The sequence below is a fragment of the Streptomyces inusitatus genome, assembly GCF_014651115.1.
GTDB classification, from domain to species: Bacteria; Actinomycetota; Actinomycetes; order Streptomycetales; family Streptomycetaceae; genus Streptomyces; species Streptomyces amakusaensis.
The window spans coordinates 70,272-91,761 of the sequence record NZ_BMWG01000028.1 but is presented as its reverse complement, the minus strand read 5'-3'; the positions used below and the strand labels follow the sequence as shown (position 1 = coordinate 91,761).

Here is a 21,490-nt window from a genome sequence, read left to right as displayed (position 1 = left end):
ATGAGCAAGATCCTTATCCGTGGCGCACAGGTCCTCGGCGGCGAGTCGCAGGACGTCCTGATCGACGGCGAGACCATCGCCGCGGTCGGCACCGGCCTGTCCGCCGAGGGCGCGCAGGTCGTCGAGGCCGCCGGCCAGATCCTCCTCCCCGGCCTGGTGGACCTCCACACCCACCTCCGTGAGCCCGGCCGCGAGGACTCCGAGACCGTCCTCACCGGCACCAGGGCCGCCGCCGTCGGAGGCTTCACCGCCGTCCACGCCATGGCCAACACCTTCCCCGTCGCCGACACCGCCGGTGTGGTCGAGCAGGTCTACCGGCTCGGCCGGGAGTCCGGCTACTGCGACGTCCAGCCGGTCGGCGCGGTCACCGTGGGCCTGGAGGGCAAGCAGCTCGCAGAACTCGGCGCGATGCACGACTCCGCCGCCGGAGTGAAGGTCTTCTCCGACGACGGCAAGTGCGTGGACGACGCCGTCATCATGCGCCGGGCGCTGGAGTACGTGAAGGCGTTCGACGGAGTCGTCGCCCAGCACGCCCAGGAGCCCCGGCTCACCGAGGGCGCCCAGATGAACGAGGGCGTCGTCTCCGCCGAACTGGGACTCGGCGGCTGGCCCGCCGTCGCCGAGGAGTCGATCATCGCCCGCGATGTCCTCCTCGCCGCCCACGTCGGCTCCCGGCTGCACATCTGCCACCTCTCCACCGCCGGCTCGGTCGAGCTGGTCCGCTGGGCCAAGTCCAAGGGCTGGGACGTCACCGCCGAGGTCACCCCGCACCACCTCCTCCTCACCGACGAGCTGGTCCGCACCTACGACCCCGTCTACAAGGTGAACCCGCCGCTGCGCACCCAGGCCGATGTGCTCGCCCTGCGCGAGGCGCTCGCCGACGGCACCATCGACTGCGTCGCCACCGACCACGCCCCGCACCCGCACGAGGACAAGGACTGCGAGTGGGGCGCGGCCGCCATGGGCATGGTCGGCCTGGAGACCGCCCTCTCCGTCGTCCAGGAGACGATGGTGGAGACCGGACTGCTCGACTGGGCCGGTGTCGCCGACCGGATGTCCTTCCGCCCCGCCGTCATCGGCCGGCTGGCCGGCCACGGCCGGCCCGTCGCCGCCGGTGAGCCCGCCAACCTGACGCTCGTCGATCCGGCATACCGTGGAGCGGTGGACCCCGCGGGCTTCGCCTCCCGCAGCCGCAACACCCCCTACCGGGGTCGTGAGCTGCCGGGACGTGTCACCCACACCTTCCTGCGGGGCCGGGCAACGGTACTCGACGGGAAACTCGCGTGACATCACTCACCCACCTCGCAGCCCACCTCGCAGCCGAGAAGAAGTCGGCGGAGGTGACGGACTGGGCGGCCCGCATCGGCTGGGTCGTCGGTCTGCTGCTCTTCATCGCCCTCGTCTACTGGCTGATGCGCCAGGGCTGGAAGTGGCGCGGCAGTCTTCAGTCCGGACTGCCCGAGCTGCCCGCCGCACCCGAGACGGCCGGCGAACCCCGGCTCAGCCTCACCGGCCGCTACCACGGCTCCACCACGGCCGGCCAGTGGCTCGACCGGATCGTCGCCCACGGTCTGGGCGTCCGCAGCCGGGTCGAGCTGACCCTCACCGACGCGGGACTGACCGTCCTGCGCCCCGGTGCGACCGACTTCTTCATCCCGATGGACGCACTGCGCGAAGCCAGACTCGACAAGGGCATCGCGGGCAAGGTCCTCGCCGAGGGCGGCCTCCTGGTCCTCACCTGGAAACACGGCGACACCCTCATCGACTCCGGCTTCCGCTCCGACACGGCAGCCGGGCACAACGAGTGGGTCACCACCCTGAACCACCTGATCAGCACAACGGAAGGCGCACGATGACGACCTCCACCCGGGGAGCCGGCCAGGCTCCCGCCGTACTCGTCCTGGAGGACGGCCGCATCTTCCGCGGCCGCGCCTACGGGGCCGTGGGGGAGACCTTCGGCGAGGCGGTGTTCAACACCGGCATGACCGGTTACCAGGAAACGCTCACCGACCCCTCGTACCACCGCCAGGTCGTCGTGATGACCGCCCCCCACATCGGCAACACCGGCGTCAACGACGAGGACGACGAGTCCCGCCGGATCTGGGTCGCGGGATACGTCGTACGCGACCCCGCCCGCATCCCCTCCAACTGGCGCTCCCGCCGCACCCTCGACGAGGAGCTGACGAGCCAGGGCGTCGTCGGCATCAGCGGCGTCGACACCCGCGCCCTCACCCGCCACCTCCGCGAGCGCGGCGCGATGCGCGTCGGCCTCTTCTCCGGCCCGGCCCTCGCCGGGGCCGACGACGAGAGCCTGCTCGCCCGCGTCCGCCGGGCCCCGCAGATGACCGGCGCCGACCTCTCCTCGCAGGTCGCCACCGCCGAGGCCTATGTGGTGCCCGCGATCGGGACCAAGCGCTTCACCGTCGCCGCCATCGACCTCGGCATCAAGGGCATGACCCCGCACCGGATGGCCGAGCGCGGCATCGAGGTGCACGTCCTGCCCGCCACCGCCACCGCCGAAGAGGTCTACGCCGTCCGGCCCGACGGAGTCTTCCTCTCCAACGGCCCCGGCGACCCCGCCACCGCCGACCTCACCGTCGTCAAGGCGGTCCTGGAGCGCAAGACCCCGCTCTTCGGCATCTGCTTCGGCAACCAGCTCCTCGGCCGCGCCCTCGGCTTCGGCACCTACAAGCTGAAGTACGGCCACCGGGGCATCAACCAGCCCGTGCAGGACCGCACCACGGGCAAGGTCGAGATCACCGCGCACAACCACGGATTCGCCGTCGACGCACCCCTCGACAAGATCTCCGACACCCCCTACGGCCGCGCCGAGGTCTCCCACGTCTGCCTCAACGACGACGTGGTCGAAGGACTCCAGCTGCTCGACCAGCCGGCCTTCAGCGTCCAGTACCACCCCGAAGCAGCCGCGGGCCCGCACGACGCCGCGTACCTGTTCGACCGCTTCGTATCCCTGATGGAGGGCCAGCGTGCCTAAGCGCACCGACATCCAGTCCGTCCTGGTCATCGGCTCCGGCCCGATCGTCATCGGACAGGCCGCCGAGTTCGACTACTCCGGCACCCAGGCGTGCCGGGTGCTCAAGGCCGAGGGCCTGCGGGTCATCCTGGTCAACTCCAACCCGGCCACGATCATGACCGACCCGGAGATCGCCGACGCCACCTACGTCGAGCCGATCACCCCCGAGTTCGTCGAGAAGATCATCGCCAAGGAGCGCCCCGACGCGCTCCTGCCCACCCTCGGCGGCCAGACCGCGCTCAACACCGCCATCTCCATGCACGAGCAGGGCGTCCTGGAGAAGTACGGCGTCGAGCTGATCGGCGCGAACGTCGAAGCCATCAACAAGGGCGAGGACCGCGACCTCTTCAAGGGCGTCGTCGACGCGGTACGGGCGAAGATCGGCCACGGCGAGTCCGCCCGCTCGGTCATCTGCCACACCATGGACGACGTCATCAAGGGCGTCGACACCCTCGGCGGCTACCCCGTCGTCGTCCGCCCCTCCTTCACCATGGGCGGCGCCGGCTCCGGCTTCGCCCACGACGAGGAAGAGCTGCGCCGCATCGCCGGCCAGGGGCTCACGCTCTCCCCGACCACCGAGGTCCTCCTGGAGGAGTCGATCCTCGGCTGGAAGGAGTACGAGCTGGAGCTGATGCGCGACAAGCACGACAACGTCGTGGTCGTCTGCTCCATCGAGAACTTCGACCCCATGGGCGTCCACACCGGCGACTCGATCACCGTCGCCCCCGCGATGACCCTCACCGACCGCGAGTACCAGCGCCTCCGCGACATCGGCATCGCGATCATCCGCGAGGTCGGCGTCGACACCGGCGGCTGCAACATCCAGTTCGCCATCGACCCCGACGACGGCCGGATCATCGTCATCGAGATGAACCCCCGCGTCTCCCGCTCCTCCGCGCTCGCCTCCAAGGCCACCGGCTTCCCGATCGCCAAGATCGCCGCCAAGCTGGCCGTCGGCTACACGCTGGACGAGATCCCCAACGACATCACCGAGAAGACGCCGGCCTCCTTCGAGCCCACCCTCGACTACGTCGTGGTCAAGGCCCCCCGGTTCGCCTTCGAGAAGTTCCCCTCCGCCGACTCCACCCTCACCACCACCATGAAGTCGGTCGGCGAGGCGATGGCCATCGGCCGGAACTTCACCGAGGCCCTCCAGAAGGCCCTGCGCTCCCTGGAGAAGAAGGGCAGCCAGTTCGACTTCACCTCGCCCGTCGGCGACAAGGACGAACTGCTGCGCGAGGCGGTGCGCCCCACCGACGGCCGGATCAACACCGTCATGGCCGCCATCCGCGCCGGAGCCACCCAGGAGGAGGTCTTCGACGCCACCCGGATCGACCCCTGGTTCGTGGACCAGCTCTTCCTGATCAAGGAGTACGCGGACGAGCTGACCGCCGCCGAGAAGCTCCACCCCGAGCTGCTCGCCGACGCCAAGCGCCACGGCTTCTCCGACGCCCAGATCGCCGACATCCGCGGTCTGCGCGAGGACGTCGTCCGCGAGGTCCGGCACGCGCTCGGCATCCGCCCGGTCTACAAGACGGTCGACACCTGCGCCGCCGAGTTCGCCGCCAAGACCCCGTACTTCTACTCCTCCTACGACGAGGAGAGCGAGGTCGCCCCGCGCGAGAAGCCCGCGGTGATCATCCTGGGCTCCGGCCCGAACCGCATCGGCCAGGGCATCGAGTTCGACTACTCCTGCGTCCACGCCTCCTTCGCGCTCTCCGACGCCGGGTTCGAGACCGTCATGGTCAACTGCAACCCCGAGACCGTCTCCACCGACTACGACACCTCCGACCGGCTCTACTTCGAGCCGCTCACCCTGGAGGACGTCCTGGAGATCGTCCACGCCGAGTCGCTGGCCGGACCCATCGCCGGAGTGATTGTCCAGCTCGGCGGCCAGACCCCCCTCGGCCTGGCCCAGGCCCTCAAGGACAACGGCGTCCCCGTCGTCGGCACCCCGCCGGAGGCCATCCACGCCGCCGAGGACCGCGGCGCCTTCGGCCGCGTCCTCGCCGAGGCCGGACTCCCCGCCCCCAAGCACGGCACCGCCACCACCTTCGCCGAGGCCAAGGCCATCGCCGACGAGATCGGCTACCCCGTGCTCGTCCGCCCCTCCTACGTGCTCGGCGGACGCGGCATGGAGATCGTCTACGAGGAGGCCCGGCTCTCCTCGTACATCGCCGAGTCCACCGAGATCAGCCCCACCCGCCCGGTGCTGGTCGACCGCTTCCTCGACGACGCCATCGAGATCGACGTCGACGCCCTCTACGACGGCCACGAGCTGTACCTCGGCGGCGTCATGGAGCACATCGAGGAAGCCGGCATCCACTCCGGCGACTCCGCCTGCGCCCTGCCCCCCATCACCCTGGGCGGCTACGACATCAAGCGGCTGCGCGCCTCCACCGAGGCCATCGCACGCGGCGTCGGCGTCCGCGGACTGATCAACATCCAGTTCGCGATGGCCGGAGACATCCTCTACGTCCTGGAGGCCAACCCCCGCGCCTCCCGGACCGTGCCCTTCACCTCCAAGGCCACCGCCGTGCCCCTCGCCAAGGCCGCCGCCCGCATCTCGCTCGGCGCGACCGTCGCCGAGCTGCGCGCGGAGGGCCTGCTGCCCCGCGAGGGCGACGGCGGGACACTCCCCCTGGACGCGCCGATCTCCGTCAAGGAGGCCGTGATGCCGTGGTCGCGCTTCCGCGACATCCACGGCCGGGGCGTCGACACCATCCTCGGCCCGGAGATGCGCTCCACCGGCGAGGTCATGGGCATCGACTCCGTCTTCGGCACCGCCTACGCCAAGTCCCAGGCCGGCGCCTACGGACCGCTGCCCACCAAGGGCCGCGCCTTCATCTCCGTCGCCAACCGCGACAAGCGGTCGATGATCTTCCCGGCGCGCGAGCTGGTCGCCCACGGCTTCGAGCTGCTCGCCACCTCCGGCACCGCCGAAGTCCTCAAGCGGAACGGGATCAACGCCACCGTCGTGCGCAAGCACAGCGAGGGCGAGGGCCCCGACGGCGAGAAGACCATCGTCCAGCTCATCCACGACGGGGCGGTCGACCTCATCGTCAACACCCCCTACGGCACCGGCGGCCGGCTCGACGGCTACGACATCCGCACCGCGGCCGTCGCCCGCTCCGTCCCCTGCCTCACCACCGTCCAGGCCCTCGCCGCCGCCGTCCAGGGCATCGACGCGCTCAGCCGCGGCGACGTCGGCGTCCGCTCCCTCCAGGAACACGCCGAACACCTGACCGCGGCCCGCGACTAGCACACGGGGATGGGGGACACCGGAAACGGTGTCCCCCTCCTCATGAGGACACCACCATGTACCAGCTCTTCTTCGCCCTCGTCTTCCGCTGGATGGACCCCGAACGCGCCCACCACCTGGCCGTCCGCTGGATCCGCCTCACCGCGAGCGTCCCCGTGCTGCGCACCTTCGTCGCCGCCGTGCTCGCCCCCCGCCACAAGGAGCTGCGCACCGAGGCCCTCGGGCTGCGGATGCACGGCCCCTTCGGGCTCGCGGCCGGCTTCGACAAGAACGCCGTCGCGATCGACGGCATGACCATGCTCGGCTTCGACCACATCGAGATCGGCACCGTCACCGCCCTCGCCCAGCCCGGCAACCCCGCCAAGCGGCTCTTCCGGCTGATCCCCGACCGGGCGCTCATCAACCGGATGGGCTTCAACAACGAGGGCTCGGCCGCGGTCGCCCAGCGGCTCGCCGAACGCCGCCCGGTCTTCAAGGGCGTCGTCGGCGTCAACATCGGCAAGACCAAGGTCGTCCCCGAGGCCGAAGCCGTCGCGGACTACGTCACCTCCACCGAGCGGCTCGCCCGGCACGCCGACTATCTCGTGGTGAATGTCTCCTCGCCCAACACCCCGGGCCTGCGGAACCTCCAGGCGACCGAGTCGCTGCGCCCGCTGCTCACCGCCGTGCGCGAGGCCGCCGACCGCACGGTGACCGACCGGCGCGTCCCGCTGCTGGTCAAGATCGCGCCCGATCTCGCGGACGAGGACATCGACGCGGTCGCCGACCTCGCCCTCGAACTGGGCCTGGACGGCATCATCGCCACCAACACCACCATCGGCCGCGAGGGCCTGCTCTCCCCGTCCTCCCTGACCGAGGAGGCCGGCGGGCTCTCCGGAGCACCCCTCAAGGAACGCTCCCTGGAGGTCCTGAGGCGGCTCTACGCCCGGGTCGGCGACCGGATCACCCTCGTCGGCGTCGGCGGCGTGGAGAACGCCGAGGACGCCTGGCAGCGCATCCTCGCCGGGGCGACCCTGGTCCAGGGGTACAGCGCCTTCATCTACCGGGGACCGTTCTGGAGCCGATCCGTCCACCGGGGCCTGGCCGCGCGCCTCGCCGCCAGCGAGTACGCCACCCTCGCCGAGGCCGTCGGCGCGGGCGTCCGCGAGAACACCACCACCGCCGCCACCGCAGAGGAGCCCGCCGCGTGATCCCCTTCGGTACCCGGCTGCGGGAGGCCATGGACACCCGCGGCCCCCTCTGCGTCGGCATCGACCCGCACGCCTCCCTGCTGGCCCAGTGGGGCCTCGGCGACGACATCGCGGGCCTGGAGCGATTCACCCGTACGACAGTCGAGGCGCTGGCCGACCGGGTCGCCGTCCTCAAGCCGCAGTCCGCGTTCTTCGAGCGCTTCGGCTCGCGCGGCGTCGCGGTGCTGGAGAAGGCCGTCGAGGAGGCCCGGGCGGCCGGCGCGCTGGTGCTGATGGACGCCAAGCGCGGCGACATCGGATCCACGATGGCCGCCTACGCCGCCACCTACCTCGACCCCGCGTCCCCGCTCTTCTCGGACGCGGTGACCGTCTCCCCGTACCTCGGCTTCGGCTCGCTGCGCCCGGCCCTGGACGCGGCCGCCGCGGCCGGCTCGGGCGTCTTCGTGCTGGCCCTCACCTCCAACCCGGAGGGCGCGGAGGTCCAGCGGGCCACCGCCGCCGACGGGCGCTCGCTGGCCCAGCTGATGCTGGACCACATGGCCGCCGAGAACGCGGGCGCGAAGCCGCTGGGCTCGGTGGGAGCGGTGGTCGGCGCGACGCTCGGCGACGCCGGGGTGGATCTGGCGATCAACGGCCCGCTGCTCGCCCCCGGCATCGGGGCCCAGGGCGCGACCCCGGCGGATCTGCCGGGCGTCTTCGGCGCGGCGGTCGGCAATGTGGTGCCGAGCGTGAGCCGGGGCGTGCTGCGGCACGGACCGGACCTCGCGGCGCTGAGGGAGTCGGCGGAGCGTTTCGCGGACGAGGTCAGGGCCGCCGTGGCAGGCCGGTAAAACGCGTGTACCAGCCCTCTTGACGGAATCTTGGCCTAAATCACAGCCCTAATGTCGGAAAAGTCCTGGTCGGTCGATGCTGACCAGGACTTTTCGCTTGTTCTCGCTGACTGGAGCGTTGATGGCCGCTAGTCTCCGTCGAAGAGCGAACGTGCAACGCGTTGCTCGTTGCTCCCCTGGTGTGGGGCGACTAGGTTCCTCACCGGTCCGTATCCGACAGTTCGACATCCGAGGTGACGTAGGCGTGGCTCTTCCGCCCCTTACCCCTGAACAGCGCGCAGCCGCGCTCGAAAAGGCCGCCGCGGCTCGCCGGGAGCGGGCCGAGGTCAAAAATCGACTCAAGCACTCCGGCGCCTCGCTCCATGAGGTCATCAAGCAGGGTCAGGAGAACGACGTCATCGGCAAGATGAAGGTCTCCGCCCTGCTTGAGTCCCTGCCGGGCGTGGGCAAGGTCCGCGCCAAGCAGATCATGGAGCGGCTCGGCATCTCCGAGAGCCGCCGAGTGCGTGGTCTCGGCTCCAACCAGATCGCGTCCTTGGAGCGCGAGTTCGGCGGTGGCCCCGCCTGAGGTTCTCGGGCACTCCCGGGAACCTGGATAATCTGCTGCATGGCAGTAGAGGTACGTCCGCGGCTGACCGTGCTCTCCGGCCCCTCAGGGGTCGGCAAGAGCACGGTCGTCGCGCATATGCGCAAGGTCCACCCCGAGGTCTGGCTCTCGGTGTCGGCCACCACGAGAAAGCCGCGCCCCGGTGAGCGCGACGGTGTCCAGTATTTCTTCGTCTCGGACGATGAATTCGACAAGCTGATCGCCAATGGCGAGCTGCTGGAGTGGGCCGAGTTCGCGGGCAATCGGTACGGGACACCGCGCAACGCGGTCCTGGAGCGCCTGGAGTCCGGTGAGCCGGTGCTGCTGGAGATCGATCTCCAGGGCGCCCGCCAGGTCAAGCAGGCGATGCCGGACTCCCGGCTGGTCTTTCTCGCCCCGCCGAACTGGGACGAGCTGGTCCGCAGGCTCACCGGGCGGGGCACCGAATCGGCCGAGGTGATCGAGCGCCGGCTGACCGTCGCCAAGGTCGAACTCGCCTCCGAGTCGGAGTTCGACACCACGCTCGTCAACACCTCCGTCGAGGACGTGGCCCGTGAGCTGCTAGCCTTGATGACGGTGTCTTCCGGGGAGTGACTTCCCGGGTTTTCCGGGGAACGATCCCGGAACCTCACACCATTCGGTTTTTTCCATTCTTCGGAAGGTAGAGCGTGTCCTCTTCCATCACCGCGCCCGAGGGCATCATCAACCCGCCGATCGACGAGCTGCTTGAGGCCACGGACTCCAAGTACAGCCTCGTGATCTACGCGGCCAAGCGCGCGCGTCAGATCAACGCGTACTACTCGCAGCTCGGTGAGGGCCTGCTGGAGTACGTCGGTCCGCTCGTTGACACGCATGTTCACGAGAAGCCGCTGTCGATCGCCCTGCGTGAGATCAATGCGGGGCTGCTGACCTCCGAGGCCATCGAGGGCCCGGCTCAGTAAGCACGCGGTACAGCTCAGTGACCACAGGCCCGGCGGGATGTCCGCCGGGCCTGTGGTGTCTCATGGGGGAATGACCGGCCGAGTGCGGGGAGACACAGTGGAAAAGCCGAGGATCGTTCTGGGGGTCAGCGGAGGAATCGCCGCCTACAAGGCGTGCGAGCTGCTCCGCAGGCTGACGGAATCAGGCCATGATGTACGGGTCGTACCGACCGCCGCGTCGCTGAACTTCGTCGGAGCGGCGACTTGGTCGGCGCTTTCCGGCCACCCCGCCGCCACTGAGGTCTGGTCGGATGTCCATGAGGTGCCGCATGTCCGGATCGGGCAGGGCGCGGATCTGGTCGTCGTCGCCCCCGCCACCGCCGACCTGCTGGCCAAGGCGGCCCACGGCCTCGCGGACGATCTGCTGACCAATACCCTGCTCACCGCCCGCTGCCCGGTCGTCTTCGCACCGGCCATGCACACGGAGATGTGGGAGCACCCCGCCACCCAGGAGAACGTGGCCACCCTTCGCCGGCGCGGCGCGATCGTGATCGAGCCCGCCGTCGGCCGTCTCACCGGCGTCGACACCGGCAAGGGCCGGCTGCCCGACCCGGGCGAGATCTTCGAGGTCTGCCGAGGGGTGCTGGCCCGTGGGGTCACCGCCCCCGACCTCGCCGGACGCCATGTCGTCATCAGCGCCGGCGGCACCCGGGAGCCGCTGGACCCGGTCCGCTACCTGGGCAATCGCTCCTCCGGCAAGCAGGGGTACGCCCTCGCCCGCACGGCGGTGGCCCGAGGGGCCAGGGTGACGCTGATCGAGGCCAACACCCAGCTGCCCGACCCGGCCGGCGTCGATGTGATCCATGTCGACACGGCCGTCCGGCTGCGCGAGGCGGTGCTCAAGGCGGCGGCGGAAGCCGACGCCGTGGTGATGGCCGCCGCCGTGGCCGATTTCCGCCCCGCCGAATACGCCAGCGGAAAGATCAAGAAAAAGGACGGCCAGGAGCCCGCGCCGCTCGCCCTGGTCCGCAACCCCGACATCCTCGCCGAGCTCTCCGCCGATCGGCCCCGGGCCGGTCAGGTGATCGTGGGCTTCGCCGCCGAGACGGACGACGTCCTCGCCAACGGCCGCCGGAAGCTGCGCCACAAGGGCTGTGATCTTCTGGTGGTCAATGAGGTGGGGGAGGACAAGACCTTCGGCTCGGAGGAGAACGAGGCGGTGGTGCTCGCGGCCGACGGCGAGGAGACGCCGGTGCCGTACGGACCGAAGGAAGCTCTCGCCGACACGGTGTGGAGCCTGGTGCTGCCGCGCCTTCTGTGAATTCTTTATGTCGTGAGAGATACGGATGAAAGCGGATGAGACCGGCATCACGGCCAGCGATTTTTGGACTTTCGCGCAGCTCTACGCCCTGTGATCGGGGGCTCCGGGGTCGCTGGCCGGATCTCGCTGGAACCGTCGCTTGACAGCCATTCGTCTCCACGGATCGAGACGGGTGGTTCAGAGCCGAGTGGTGGCGGATAAACTGGTGGTGGAACGTCGCGGGGCGCAGCCCCCTGCCGGTCCGCCAATGATCAGCCAGCAGCCGCTGCAACCCCAGGGAGCGATGTGTCCCGCCGTCTCTTCACTTCGGAGTCCGTGACCGAGGGTCACCCCGACAAGATCGCCGACCAGATCAGCGACACCATCCTCGACGCCCTCCTCCGGGAGGACCCGACGTCCCGCGTCGCCGTCGAGACCTTGATCACCACCGGTCTGGTCCATGTGGCCGGCGAGGTCACCACCAAGGCCTACGCCGACATCCCCACTCTCGTACGCAACAAGATCCTGGAGATCGGGTACGACTCGTCGAAGAAGGGATTCGACGGCGCCTCCTGCGGCGTCTCGGTCTCCATCGGCGCGCAGTCCCCCGACATCGCCCAGGGTGTGGACACGGCGTACGAGAAGCGCGTCGAGGGCGACGAGGACGAGCTGGACAAGCAGGGCGCGGGCGACCAGGGCCTGATGTTCGGCTACGCGACCGACGAGACGCCCGAGCTGATGCCGCTGCCGATCCACCTCGCGCACCGGCTCTCCCGCAGGCTCTCCGAGGTCCGCAAGAACGGCACCATCCCGTATCTGCGTCCCGACGGCAAGACCCAGGTCACCATCGAGTACGACGGCGACAAGGCCGTCCGTCTCGACACCGTGGTGGTCTCCTCGCAGCACGCCTCGGACATCGACCTGGACTCGCTGCTCGCCCCCGACATCCGCGAGTTCGTCGTCGAGCACGTCCTCGCCCAGCTCGTCGAGGACGGCATCAAGCTGGACACCGAGGGCTACCGCCTCCTGGTGAACCCGACCGGGCGCTTCGAGATCGGCGGCCCGATGGGCGACGCCGGACTCACCGGCCGGAAGATCATCATCGACACCTACGGCGGCATGGCCCGCCACGGCGGCGGCGCGTTCTCCGGCAAGGACCCGTCCAAGGTCGACCGCTCGGCCGCGTACGCCATGCGCTGGGTCGCCAAGAACGTCGTCGCGGCCGGCCTCGCGGCCCGCTGCGAGGTCCAGGTCGCCTACGCCATCGGCAAGGCCGAGCCGGTCGGTCTCTTCGTGGAGACCTTCGGCACGGCGACCGTCGACACCGAGCGGATCGAGCAGGCGATCGCCGAGGTCTTCGACCTCCGCCCGGCCGCGATCATTCGCGACCTCGACCTCCTCCGCCCGATCTACGCCCAGACCGCCGCCTACGGCCACTTCGGCCGCGAGCAGGCGGACTTCACCTGGGAGCGCACCGACCGTGTGGCGGCCCTGCGCGCGGCCGCTGGCCTGTAAGCACCCCCGCGTACGCCGAAGGCCCCGGCCCCTGCCAAGGGCGGCCGGGGCCTTCGGCCGTCCCGGGGTCCGTCCCGGGGTCGGTGGCGTTGTCAGTGGCGTCTGGTAGGAATTTGGCTGTGAGCAGCGAGGACGAGCGGCCCGACGAGCCCGCCGACGGTGCGCCCGCCGCCGGTGGGCCCGCCGCCGGTGGGCCCGAGCAGCTTGCGCTGATCAGGGAGACCGTGCGCGGGGCCAAGGTGCCCAAGGCCAAGCCGAGGACCTGGCGGGGGGCCGCGCTGGCGAAGGAGCTGCCCGTCGCGCGCGTGGTGGTCAACAAGGGCGTGCTCCATCTCGACCAGTACTTCGACTACGCGGTGCCCGAGGAGCTGGACGCCGAGGCCCGGCCCGGGGTGCGCGTCCGGGTGCGGTTCGGGGCCGGGGCGCACCGGGTCAGAGACGGCCGCCGGGAGGGCGGCGGCCTGATCGACGGCTTCCTCGTCGAGCGCCGCGCCGACTCGGACTACGGGGGAGCGCTCGCCGCCCTCGCCTATGTCGTCTCGCCCGAGCCGGTCCTCGGCCCCGAGATGCTGGCGCTCGCCCGCGCCGTCGCCGACCGGTACGCGGGCTCCCTCGCCGATGTGCTCCAGCTCGCCATCCCGCCGAGGAACGGCCGCGCCGAGTCCAAACCCTCGCCCGAGCCGCTGCCGCCGCCCCCCGCGCCCGAGCCCGGGAGCTGGGAGCGGTACGCCAGCGGCCCGGCGTTCCTGGCGGCGCTGGCGGGCGGGGGAGCGCCCAGAGCCGTATGGACCGCGCTGCCCGGGCCCGGGTGGCCCGAGGAGCTGGCGCGCGCCGTCGCCGCCGCCCTCGCGTCCGGGCGCGGGGCCCTGGTCGTGGTGCCCGACGGGCGGCGCGCCGCCCGTCTCGACGCCGCGCTGACCGCGCTGCTCGGCGAGGGCCGCCACGCCCTGCTGACCGCGGACTCGGGCCCCGAGAAGCGGTATCGCCAGTGGCTCGCGGTGAGCCGGGGCTCGGTCCGGGCCGTCGTCGGCACCCGCTCGGCGATGTTCGCCCCGGTGCGGGCCCTGGGGCTGGTCGCGATCTGGGACGACGGCGACTCCAGCCACAGCGACGACCGTGCGCCCTTCCCCCATGTCCGCGAGGTTCTCCAGCTGCGCGCCGCCCAGGAGGGATGCGCCTTTCTGCTGGGCTCCACGAGCTGCACGGTGGAGGCGGCCCAGCTGGTGGAGAGCGGCTGGGCCCGGCCGCTGGCCGCCGGCCGTGAGCAGGTGCGCCGCGCCGCGCCGCTGGTGCGGACCGTCGGCGACGGAGATCTCGCCCGCGACGAGGCGGCCCGCGCCGCCCGGCTGCCCACCATCGCCTGGCAGGTGGTGCGGGAGGGCCTCAAGAGCGGCCCGGTGCTGGTCCAGGTGCCCCGGCGGGGCTATGCCCCCCGGCTGGCCTGTGAGCGCTGCCGCACCCCGGCGCGCTGCCGCCACTGCTCGGGGCCGCTGGAGGCCCCCGACGAGCGTGAGCTGACCTGCCGCTGGTGCGGCCTGGGCGCGGTCGACTGGCACTGCGCCGAGTGCGGCGGCACCCGGCTGAGGGCCCGGGTGGTGGGCGCGCGGCGCACGGCCGAGGAGCTGGGCCGGGCCTTTCCCGCCGTCCCCGTCCGCACCTCCGGCCGCGATCATGTGCTGGACGCGGTCCCCGGGCGGCCCGCGCTGGTGGTGTCCACCCCCGGCGCGGAGCCGGTCGCCGACGGCGGCTACGCGGCGGCGCTGCTGCTGGACGGCTGGGCCATGCTCACCCGGCCCGATCTGCGGGCGGGCGAGGACGCGCTGCGCCGCTGGATCGACGCGGCCTCGCTGGTGCGCGGCCAGGACGACGGCGGCACGGTGGTGATCGTCGCCGAGCCGACGCTGCGGCCGGTGCAGGCCCTGGTCCGCTGGGATCCGACGGGCCACGCTCGGCGTGAGCTGGCGGACCGCGCCGAGCTGGGCTTTCCGCCGGTGTCCCGGATGGCGTCGGTGACCGGCCGCGCCGAGGTGGTCGGCGCGTTCATGGCGGTGATGCGGCTCCCGGCCGACGCGGAGGTCCTGGGGCCGGTGCCGCTGCCCGTGCCGCCGCCGGGCCGTCCCCGCCGGCCGGGGGAGCCGCCGGTGGGAGAGGTGTGGGAGCGCACACTGCTCCGGGTGCCGCCGGGCAGCGGTGCGGAGCTGGCCGCCGCGCTGAAGGCGGCCCAGGCCGCCCGGCTGGCCCGTGGCGGCACGGACCAGGTCCGGATCAGGATCGACCCGCTGGACATCGGCTGAGGCCCCAGGCCTGGCCTGTTTTCGCCCGCGCGCGAAGGCACGGCCCGGACGGCATGGAGCCGTCCGGGCCGTGCCCGGTCACCCGCGGTCCCGGTCAGCCGTTGCGCGGCCCGGGGAACGCGCCGGGGCGGGCCTCGTCGCGGAAGGCCTGGCCGGTCACCGCGTGCTGCGGCGGCATGGCGCGGGCGGCCGGCACCGCCGCCGGAAGGCCCGGGACCGCCAGCGTCCGGGTTGCCGCTGTGGTGGTCTCCACCGCCCGCTCCGGCTCGCCCCCCGCCGGCTGCGCGGCCCGGCGGGCCCCGTACCGGCGGTGCACGGCCTGCTTGGTGACGCCGAGGGCCGAGCCGACCGCGTCCCACGAGAAGCCCAGCGAGCGGTCGAAGTCGACCGCCGCCGTCACCAGCGTCTCGACGCTGTCCCGCAGCTCCTGCGCGAGACGCACGGTCGGAGCCGGGGCCCGGCCGTAGACGACGAAACCGGTGGAGGGACCGGAGCGGCGTGGACGGTAGACATTGCCCAGCTGGGCGGTGAGCGTGCGCAGCGCGTCCACCTGTCGGCGGACCCGCTCGATGTCCCGCACCAACAGATGCAGGCTTGCCCGGGCTTGGGCGTCGTGGGTTGCGTGGTCGGCCATTGGGAAGCCTCTCGAACCGGCGTTGAAAGGGGGCCGGGCCGTATCGCATCCGAACGGCCCGCGTTGGTCAATCTCACTTGACCAACGCGCCACCGGGCGATGTGGTCACGGTCCAGGGGCGTAAGCGCGTACGGACAGGGCGCGCGGGCTTCCGTACGCCCCCCACGCGGACCACCCCGGACCACCCCGGACCGGCTCGGACCGGCCCTGCGCGCGCCGGGCCGGACGGCCTAGACTGGTGCGCCGCCCGTTCTCGTACGCGACGGAGGTCCGCCGAAGGGCCGTCGAAGGCCTTCCGCGCACGTCACCGGCGCACCGCACCCATCAGCCTGAGAGGCAGTCAGCACCGATGAAGCTCGTCTTCGCAGGCACCCCCGAGGTCGCCGTACCCGCCCTGGACGCACTGATCGCCTCCGACCGGCACGAGGTGGCCGCCGTCGTCACCCGGCCGGACGCCCCCGCGGGCCGGGGCCGCAGACTGGTCGCCAGCCCGGTGGCCCAGCGCGCCGAGGAGGCGGGGATCGAGGTCCTGAAGCCCGCCCGCCCGCGCGACGAGGACTTCCTCGCCCGGCTGCGCGAGATCGGGCCGGACTGCTGCCCGGTCGTCGCCTACGGCGCGCTGCTGCCCCGTGTCGCCCTCGACGTGCCCGCCCGGGGCTGGGTCAATCTGCACTTCTCGCTGCTGCCCGCCTGGCGCGGCGCGGCCCCCGTCCAGCACGCCGTGATCGCCGGGGACGAGATGACCGGCGCCGCGACCTTCCAGATCGAGGAGGGACTCGACTCCGGCCCGGTCTTCGGGGTGCTCACCGAGCGGGTCCGCCCCACCGACACCAGCGGCGATCTCCTCACCCGACTGGCCCTCGCGGGCGCGGGACTGCTCACCGCCACCATGGACGGCATCGAGGACGGCACCCTGAAGGCCGTTCCGCAGCCCGCCGAGGGCGTGTCCCTCGCTCCGAAGCTCACCGTCGAGGACGCCCGCGTCGACTTCAAGGCCCCGGCGCTCCGCGTCGACCGGCTCGTCCGGGGCTGCACCCCCGCCCCCGGCGCGTGGACCGAGTTCCGGGGCGAGCGGCTGAAGCTCGTCTCCGTACGACTGGACCCCGAGCGCGGCGACCTCGCCCCCGGAGAGCTGGCCGCGGGCAAGAACGACGTGTACGCGGGAACAGGCTCGCACGCCGTCGAGCTGCTCTGGGTCCAGCCCCAGGGCAAGAAGCCGATGCGCGCCGCCGACTGGGCGCGCGGTGTCCGCATCGCCCCCGGTGAGCTGCTGGGATCCCGCTGACCCGGGATCCGTCCGGGAGGCCGCCCCGTCCGGGAGGCCGCCCCGGCCGGAAGCCGGGGCGGGCGGCCTCCCGGCGCGGAGCCGCCCGCGCGGGAAGGGGACTACCCTTACAGGGTTCGGAACCCTTGTGACAGCGGAGCACCTTTGAACGACCAGGCACGCGCCCACGGCCCTCGCCGATCCCACACGCCCTACCGCCGCCCGAAGAAGGATCCCGTGCGGATCCTCGCCTTCGAGGCGCTGCGGGCCGTCGACGAGCGCGACGCGTACGCGAATCTCGTGCTGCCCCCGCTGCTGCGGAAGGCCCGGGAGGAGGGCGACTTCGACGCGCGCGACGCGGCGCTCGCCACCGAGCTGGTGTACGGCACCCTGCGCCGCCAGGGCACCTACGACGCGATCGTCGCCGCCTGCGTCGACCGGCCGCTGCGCGAGGTCGACCCCCCGGTGCTCGATGTGCTCTCCCTCGGCGCGCATCAGCTGCTGGCGACCCGTATCCCCAGCCACGCCGCCGTCTCCGCCAGTGTCGAGCTGGCGCGGGTGGTGCTCGGCGACGGCCGCGCCAAGTTCGTCAACGCCGTGCTGCGCAAGATCGCGCGGGACGATCTGGACACCTGGGTCGAGCGGGTCGCCCCGCCCTACGACAAGGACGCCGAGGAGCATCTCGCGGTGGTGCACTCGCACCCCCGGTGGATCGTCTCCGCGCTCTGGGACGCGCTGGGCGGCGGCCGGGCCGGCATCGAGGACCTGCTGGAGGCGGACAACGAGCGCCCCGAGGTCACCCTCGTCGCCCGCCCCGGCCGCTCCACCGCCGACGAGCTGCTCGGCTCGCTGGAGGAGGACGCCGGGCTGCCGGGCCGCTGGTCGCCCCATGCCGTACGGCTCGTCGAGGGCGGCGAGCCCGGAGCGGTGGAAGCCGTCCGCGAGGGCCGGGCCGGCGTCCAGGACGAGGGCAGCCAGCTCGTCGCCATGGCCCTGGCCAACGCGCCGCTGGAGGGCTCCGACACCCGGTGGCTCGACGGCTGCGCGGGCCCCGGCGGCAAGGCGGCCATGCTGGCCGGGCTCGCCGCGCAGCGCGGCGCTTCGCTCCTCGCCTCCGAGAAGCAGCCCCACCGCGCCCGGCTGGTGGAGCGGGCACTGGCCGGCAACCCGGGCCCCTACCAGGTCATCACGGCCGACGGCACCCGCCCGCCGTGGGGGCCCGGGGTCTTCGACCGGGTCCTGATGGACGTCCCGTGCTCCGGCCTCGGCGCGCTGCGCCGCCGCCCGGAGTCCCGCTGGCGCCGCCGCCCGGAGGATTTGGAGGGTTTCGCGCCCCTCCAGCGGGCCCTGCTGCGGGAGGCCCTCAAGGCCGTCCGCGTCGGCGGAGTGGTCGGGTACGCGACCTGCTCGCCGCATCTCGCCGAGACCCGGGTGGTCGTGGACGACGTGCTGCGCGGACGCGGCGGGAACACCCCGATCGAGGCCGAGTGGGTGGACGCCAGGCCTCTGATGCCCGGTGTGCCCGCGCTCGGCGACGGCCCGGACGTCCAGCTGTGGCCGCATCTGCACGGGACGGACGCGATGTATCTGGCTCTGCTGAGGCGTACCGCCTGACAGTCTCTCCGCCCCTGACCTGGGGCGGAGTGGATTTTTCGGGTGTACCACACGGCCGCCCGGCCGAATTGGTCTGTACCGGATCACCGGCCGGGGCGGGGAAGGGTCCCGGAGCATGGCAGTCTTGCCCCATGGCCGTACAGATCAATCCCAGCATCCTCTCCGCGGACTTCTCCCGTCTGGCGGAAGAGGCCCGCGCAGTCGAGGGCGCCGACTGGCTCCATGTCGATGTGATGGACAACCACTTCGTGCCCAATCTGACGCTGGGCGTGCCGATCGTGGAGTCCCTCAGCCGGGCGACGGACACCCCGCTGGACTGCCATCTGATGATCGAGGACCCCGATCGCTGGGCCCCGCAGTACGTCGAGGCGGGGGCGGGATCCGTCACCTTCCACGCGGAGGCGGCGGCCGCCCCGGTGCGGCTGGCGCGGGAGATCCGGGCCAAGGGGGCGCGCGCCTCGATGGCGCTCAAGCCCGCGACCCCGATCGAGCCGTACGAGGATCTGCTCCCCGAACTCGACATGCTTCTGATCATGACCGTGGAGCCCGGCTTCGGCGGGCAGGCGTTTCTCGACATCATGCTGCCGAAGATCCGCCGCACCCGGGAGCTGATCGCCAAGCACGGGCTTGAGCTGTGGCTTCAGGTCGACGGCGGAGTCTCGGACACGACGATCGAGCGGTGCGCCGAGGCGGGCGCGGACGTGTTCGTCGCCGGGTCCGCCGTCTACGGGGCGAGCGATCCGGCCGAGGCGGTCCGGGCCCTGCGCGCCAAGGCCGACGGCGCGTGCCGCCACTGACCGGGAGCACCGGGAGCACCGAGGCTTCGACCGGCCGGCCGGCCGGTGAGCAACACCGGGGGGAATCGCGCGTGCGCACACCGTGCCACCGCGCGTGCCGCCTCCGGGCCACAACAACCGAACTCGGCCCGACAGGGCTGATCAACATCCATCGGATCTGACAGGATGACGGATCCGGAGTATGTACTGCAGTGAGGAGATCGCGGTGTCGACGGGCCGGTCAGCTGCGCGGATGGGACCCGCGGAGCTGGTGCAGGCGGCGGCCATGGCCCGCCGCTTCTATCTAGAGGGCAAATCCAAGATCCAGATCGCGGAGGAGTTCGGCGTCAGCCGCTTCAAGGTCGCTCGGGTCCTGGAGACGGCGCTGGAGCGTGATCTCGTGCGTATCGAGATCCGCGTCCCGGCGGAATTGGACGCCGAGCGCTCGGACGCGCTCCGCGCGCACTTCGGGCTGCGGCACGCCGTGGTCGTGGAGTCCCCGGCGGAGGCGGAGGAGTCGCCCGACCCGGAGAATCTGGGCGAGGTGGCCGCCGATCTGCTCGGCGAGCTGGTCGACGAGGGCGCGGTGCTGGGGCTGGCCTGGGGCCGCTCCACCATTCACATGGCCGCCGCGCTCGACCGGCTGCCGCAGTGCACGGTCGTCCAGCTCACAGGGGTGTACGACGCCGGAACCGCCGAGCGCGGCTCGGTGGAGGCCGTCCGGCGCGCCGCCCAGGTGTCCGGCGGCGACGCCCACCCCATCTACGCGCCGATGCTGCTGCCCGACGCGGCGACCGCCGCCGCGCTGCGCAATCAGACCGGCATCGCCCGCGCCTTCGACTACTTCGACAAGGTGACCGTGGCGGCCGTCTCCATCGGCTCCTGGGAGCCGGGCATCTCCACGGTCCACGACATGCTGAGCGAGGACGAGCGCGCGCGGTATGCCTCGTACGGCGTCGCCGCCGAGATGTCGGCGCATCTCTTCGACCGCGACGGCCGCCGGGTCGGCCGCGATCTGGGAGAGCGCTGCATCACCGTGGAGGCCGACCGGCTGCGCCGTATCCCCGAGGTGGTGGCGATCGCGGGCGGCCAGCGCAAGGCGGACGCGATCGCGGCCGTACTCCGCTCCGGCCTGGTCACCAGCCTGGTGACGGACACCGCCGCCGCCGACCATCTGTTGTCGGTGCCGGCCGGCCCGAGGCCCGCGCTGGAGCGCGCGGACCCCGACGACTGACCCCGCCTGACCGCGCCGCCGGACCGCCCCGCCGGACCGGGGGAACCGGTCCCGCTCTTCGCACGGGCCCGTACGACCGACCGTACGGGCCCGACGCATGCCCCGGCCCGTACGGTTCGCGCCCCGGCCCGCGCCGCCCGTGAGCCCCCCGCGCGCCGCGGTCCCGCGCGCGCCTCCCCGGGACCCGCCGCCGGGCGTCCGCGGTGGTCCCATCGCCCCCGAACCGCCGTACAATCACTGGTATCAGACAGTCCGTCAACTTTCCTTGACCGGCGCCTGTGCGCCCCGCGCATACTTCCGCCGTCAGGTTCCTCCGCGGACGTATGACCAGGGAGGTCCCCAGCGCATGACGGACGAGTCCGGCGCGGCGGAACTGCCCCGGCGAGTGGCCGCACGGCTGAACCTGCTCTTCGACGTCATCCGGCCCGCCGCCCTCCAGCGCCCCTGGAGCAGCGCCGAGATCGCCGCCCGGGCCGGGGTCGACACCGAGTACGTCGACGGACTGCGCGCCGCCGCCCTCCCGCCCGAGGACGTGGATCCCCAGATCGGCGAGAAACAGCGGGAGCGGCTCTTCGCCCAGCGCCTGGAGTGCCTCTTCCGCACCAGGGTCTCCCCCCGCACGGGGAAGCGGGTGACCCAGACCGAGGTCGCCGAGGCCCTCAAGAGCAACAAACAGCACGTCGGCAACCTCCGGGCGGGAAAGAACAACCCCTCGATCGTCCTCGCCCAGAAATACGCCGACTACTTCAAGGTCGACGTCGGCTACTTCAGCGCCGCCCCGCTCAGCGCCGTCGCCGCCTGCTTCGGACACTCCAAGGACTTCCTCGTCCGCGCCGACGACGACCCTTATGTCGTCCAGGCCGTCGCCAATCTCCGGCTGCTGCGCGCCATGGCCGACCGGCGCGTCCGCCATGTCGTCGGGCGGCTCGTCGACCGCTACGAGGCCGCCTCGAAGGAGGCCGTACCCCCTTTTGGAGGATCGGCTTGACGGCGCCCCCGCGCGCTGGAGCTTCCTCCCAGCACACCCGGGCCCCGCC

The 21,490-nt window shown here is 72.1% G+C and carries 18 protein-coding genes; 17 read left to right on the top strand and 1 reads right to left on the bottom strand.

Going from position 1 to position 21,490, the window contains the following annotated elements; translation table 11 throughout:
- The 12 genes from IE247_RS30330 to IE247_RS30275 all read left to right on the top strand — a co-directional run bounded on the left by IE247_RS30330 (position 1) and on the right by IE247_RS30275 (position 14,931).
- Complete coding sequence (locus IE247_RS30330) at positions 1–1,287, top strand: dihydroorotase (protein ID WP_190126532.1); 1,287 nt, start codon at positions 1–3, stop codon at positions 1,285–1,287.
- Complete coding sequence (locus IE247_RS30325; protein WP_190126531.1) at positions 1,284–1,856, top strand: PH-like domain-containing protein; 573 nt, start codon at positions 1,284–1,286, stop codon at positions 1,854–1,856. Before IE247_RS30330 ends, IE247_RS30325 begins: the two co-directional genes overlap by 4 nt.
- A complete protein-coding gene (gene carA / locus IE247_RS30320; protein ID WP_190126530.1) occupies positions 1,853–2,995 on the top strand; it encodes a glutamine-hydrolyzing carbamoyl-phosphate synthase small subunit in 1,143 nt (380 codons plus the stop codon). The genes IE247_RS30325 and carA overlap by 4 nt, the downstream gene beginning before the upstream one ends.
- Positions 2,988–6,296 (top strand): carbamoyl-phosphate synthase large subunit, encoded by a 3,309-nt coding sequence (gene carB / locus IE247_RS30315; RefSeq protein WP_190126529.1) that lies wholly within the window; start codon positions 2,988–2,990, stop codon positions 6,294–6,296. The genes carA and carB overlap by 8 nt, the downstream gene beginning before the upstream one ends.
- Positions 6,297–6,352: 56 nt before the next feature.
- Positions 6,353–7,486, top strand: a complete 1,134-nt coding sequence (locus IE247_RS30310; RefSeq protein ID WP_190126528.1) for a quinone-dependent dihydroorotate dehydrogenase — start codon at positions 6,353–6,355, stop codon at positions 7,484–7,486.
- Positions 7,483–8,316 (top strand): orotidine-5'-phosphate decarboxylase, encoded by an 834-nt coding sequence (gene pyrF / locus IE247_RS30305; protein WP_190126527.1) that lies wholly within the window; start codon positions 7,483–7,485, stop codon positions 8,314–8,316. The genes IE247_RS30310 and pyrF overlap by 4 nt, the downstream gene beginning before the upstream one ends.
- A 244-nt stretch (positions 8,317–8,560) precedes the next feature.
- Positions 8,561–8,884: an integration host factor gene (locus IE247_RS30300; protein ID WP_003956414.1), complete on the top strand. Its 324-nt coding sequence runs from the start codon at positions 8,561–8,563 to the stop codon at positions 8,882–8,884.
- A gap of 39 nt (positions 8,885–8,923) precedes the next feature.
- Positions 8,924–9,496 carry a guanylate kinase gene (gene gmk / locus IE247_RS30295; protein ID WP_190126526.1) on the top strand — a complete coding sequence of 191 codons (573 nt, stop codon included), beginning with the start codon at positions 8,924–8,926 and terminating at the stop codon, positions 9,494–9,496.
- 74 nt (positions 9,497–9,570) lie between these two features.
- Positions 9,571–9,843, top strand: coding sequence for a DNA-directed RNA polymerase subunit omega (gene rpoZ, locus IE247_RS30290; RefSeq protein ID WP_005319902.1), 273 nt, complete (start codon positions 9,571–9,573; stop codon positions 9,841–9,843).
- Positions 9,844–9,913: 70 nt separating this feature from the next.
- Positions 9,914–11,143: a bifunctional phosphopantothenoylcysteine decarboxylase/phosphopantothenate--cysteine ligase CoaBC gene (gene coaBC, locus IE247_RS30285; protein ID WP_190126525.1), complete on the top strand. Its 1,230-nt coding sequence runs from the start codon at positions 9,914–9,916 to the stop codon at positions 11,141–11,143.
- Positions 11,144–11,428: 285 nt separating this feature from the next.
- A complete protein-coding gene (gene metK / locus IE247_RS30280) occupies positions 11,429–12,637 on the top strand; it encodes a methionine adenosyltransferase (RefSeq protein ID WP_190126524.1) in 1,209 nt (402 codons plus the stop codon).
- Positions 12,638–12,756: 119 nt separating this feature from the next.
- Positions 12,757–14,931, top strand: a complete 2,175-nt coding sequence (locus IE247_RS30275; protein ID WP_190126523.1) for a primosomal protein N' — start codon at positions 12,757–12,759, stop codon at positions 14,929–14,931.
- Positions 14,932–15,025: 94 nt separating this feature from the next.
- Here the strand turns inward: IE247_RS30275 and IE247_RS30270 are convergent, their stop codons facing one another.
- Positions 15,026–15,565, bottom strand: a complete 540-nt coding sequence (locus IE247_RS30270) for a hypothetical protein (protein ID WP_190126522.1) — start codon at positions 15,563–15,565, stop codon at positions 15,026–15,028.
- A gap of 349 nt (positions 15,566–15,914) precedes the next feature.
- Between IE247_RS30270 and fmt the strand changes: the two genes are divergently transcribed.
- From fmt to IE247_RS30245, 5 genes are all read left to right on the top strand, one after another.
- Positions 15,915–16,850 (top strand): methionyl-tRNA formyltransferase, encoded by a 936-nt coding sequence (gene fmt / locus IE247_RS30265; RefSeq protein ID WP_190126521.1) that lies wholly within the window; start codon positions 15,915–15,917, stop codon positions 16,848–16,850.
- A gap of 144 nt (positions 16,851–16,994) precedes the next feature.
- Positions 16,995–18,443 (top strand): RsmB/NOP family class I SAM-dependent RNA methyltransferase, encoded by a 1,449-nt coding sequence (locus IE247_RS30260; RefSeq protein WP_190126520.1) that lies wholly within the window; start codon positions 16,995–16,997, stop codon positions 18,441–18,443.
- A 131-nt stretch (positions 18,444–18,574) separates the two neighbouring features.
- On the top strand, positions 18,575–19,240 hold the full coding sequence (rpe, locus tag IE247_RS30255; protein WP_190126519.1) for a ribulose-phosphate 3-epimerase: 666 nt from the start codon (positions 18,575–18,577) through the stop codon (positions 19,238–19,240).
- A gap of 181 nt (positions 19,241–19,421) precedes the next feature.
- A complete protein-coding gene (locus IE247_RS30250; protein WP_190126518.1) occupies positions 19,422–20,453 on the top strand; it encodes a sugar-binding transcriptional regulator in 1,032 nt (343 codons plus the stop codon).
- 346 nt (positions 20,454–20,799) lie between these two features.
- A complete protein-coding gene (locus tag IE247_RS30245) occupies positions 20,800–21,441 on the top strand; it encodes a helix-turn-helix transcriptional regulator (protein ID WP_190126517.1) in 642 nt (213 codons plus the stop codon).
- The last annotated feature ends 49 nt before the right edge of the window (positions 21,442–21,490 follow it).

Bases quoted from the DNA above. Each gene is read 5' to 3' on its own strand.
- IE247_RS30330 (WP_190126532.1), top strand. From the start codon at position 1: ATGAGCAAGATCCTTATCCGTGGCGCACAGGTCCTCGGCGGCGAGTCG.
- carA (WP_190126530.1), top strand. From the start codon at position 1,853: ATGACGACCTCCACCCGGGGAGCCGGCCAGGCTCCCGCCGTACTCGTC.
- IE247_RS30310 (WP_190126528.1), top strand. From the start codon at position 6,353: ATGTACCAGCTCTTCTTCGCCCTCGTCTTCCGCTGGATGGACCCCGAA.
- gmk (WP_190126526.1), top strand. From the start codon at position 8,924: ATGGCAGTAGAGGTACGTCCGCGGCTGACCGTGCTCTCCGGCCCCTCA.
- coaBC (WP_190126525.1), top strand. From the start codon at position 9,914: ATGACCGGCCGAGTGCGGGGAGACACAGTGGAAAAGCCGAGGATCGTT.
- IE247_RS30270 (WP_190126522.1), bottom strand. From the start codon at position 15,565: ATGGCCGACCACGCAACCCACGACGCCCAAGCCCGGGCAAGCCTGCAT.
- fmt (WP_190126521.1), top strand. From the start codon at position 15,915: ATGAAGCTCGTCTTCGCAGGCACCCCCGAGGTCGCCGTACCCGCCCTG.
- rpe (WP_190126519.1), top strand. From the start codon at position 18,575: ATGGCCGTACAGATCAATCCCAGCATCCTCTCCGCGGACTTCTCCCGT.
- IE247_RS30250 (WP_190126518.1), top strand. From the start codon at position 19,422: ATGTACTGCAGTGAGGAGATCGCGGTGTCGACGGGCCGGTCAGCTGCG.
- IE247_RS30245 (WP_190126517.1), top strand. From the start codon at position 20,800: ATGACGGACGAGTCCGGCGCGGCGGAACTGCCCCGGCGAGTGGCCGCA.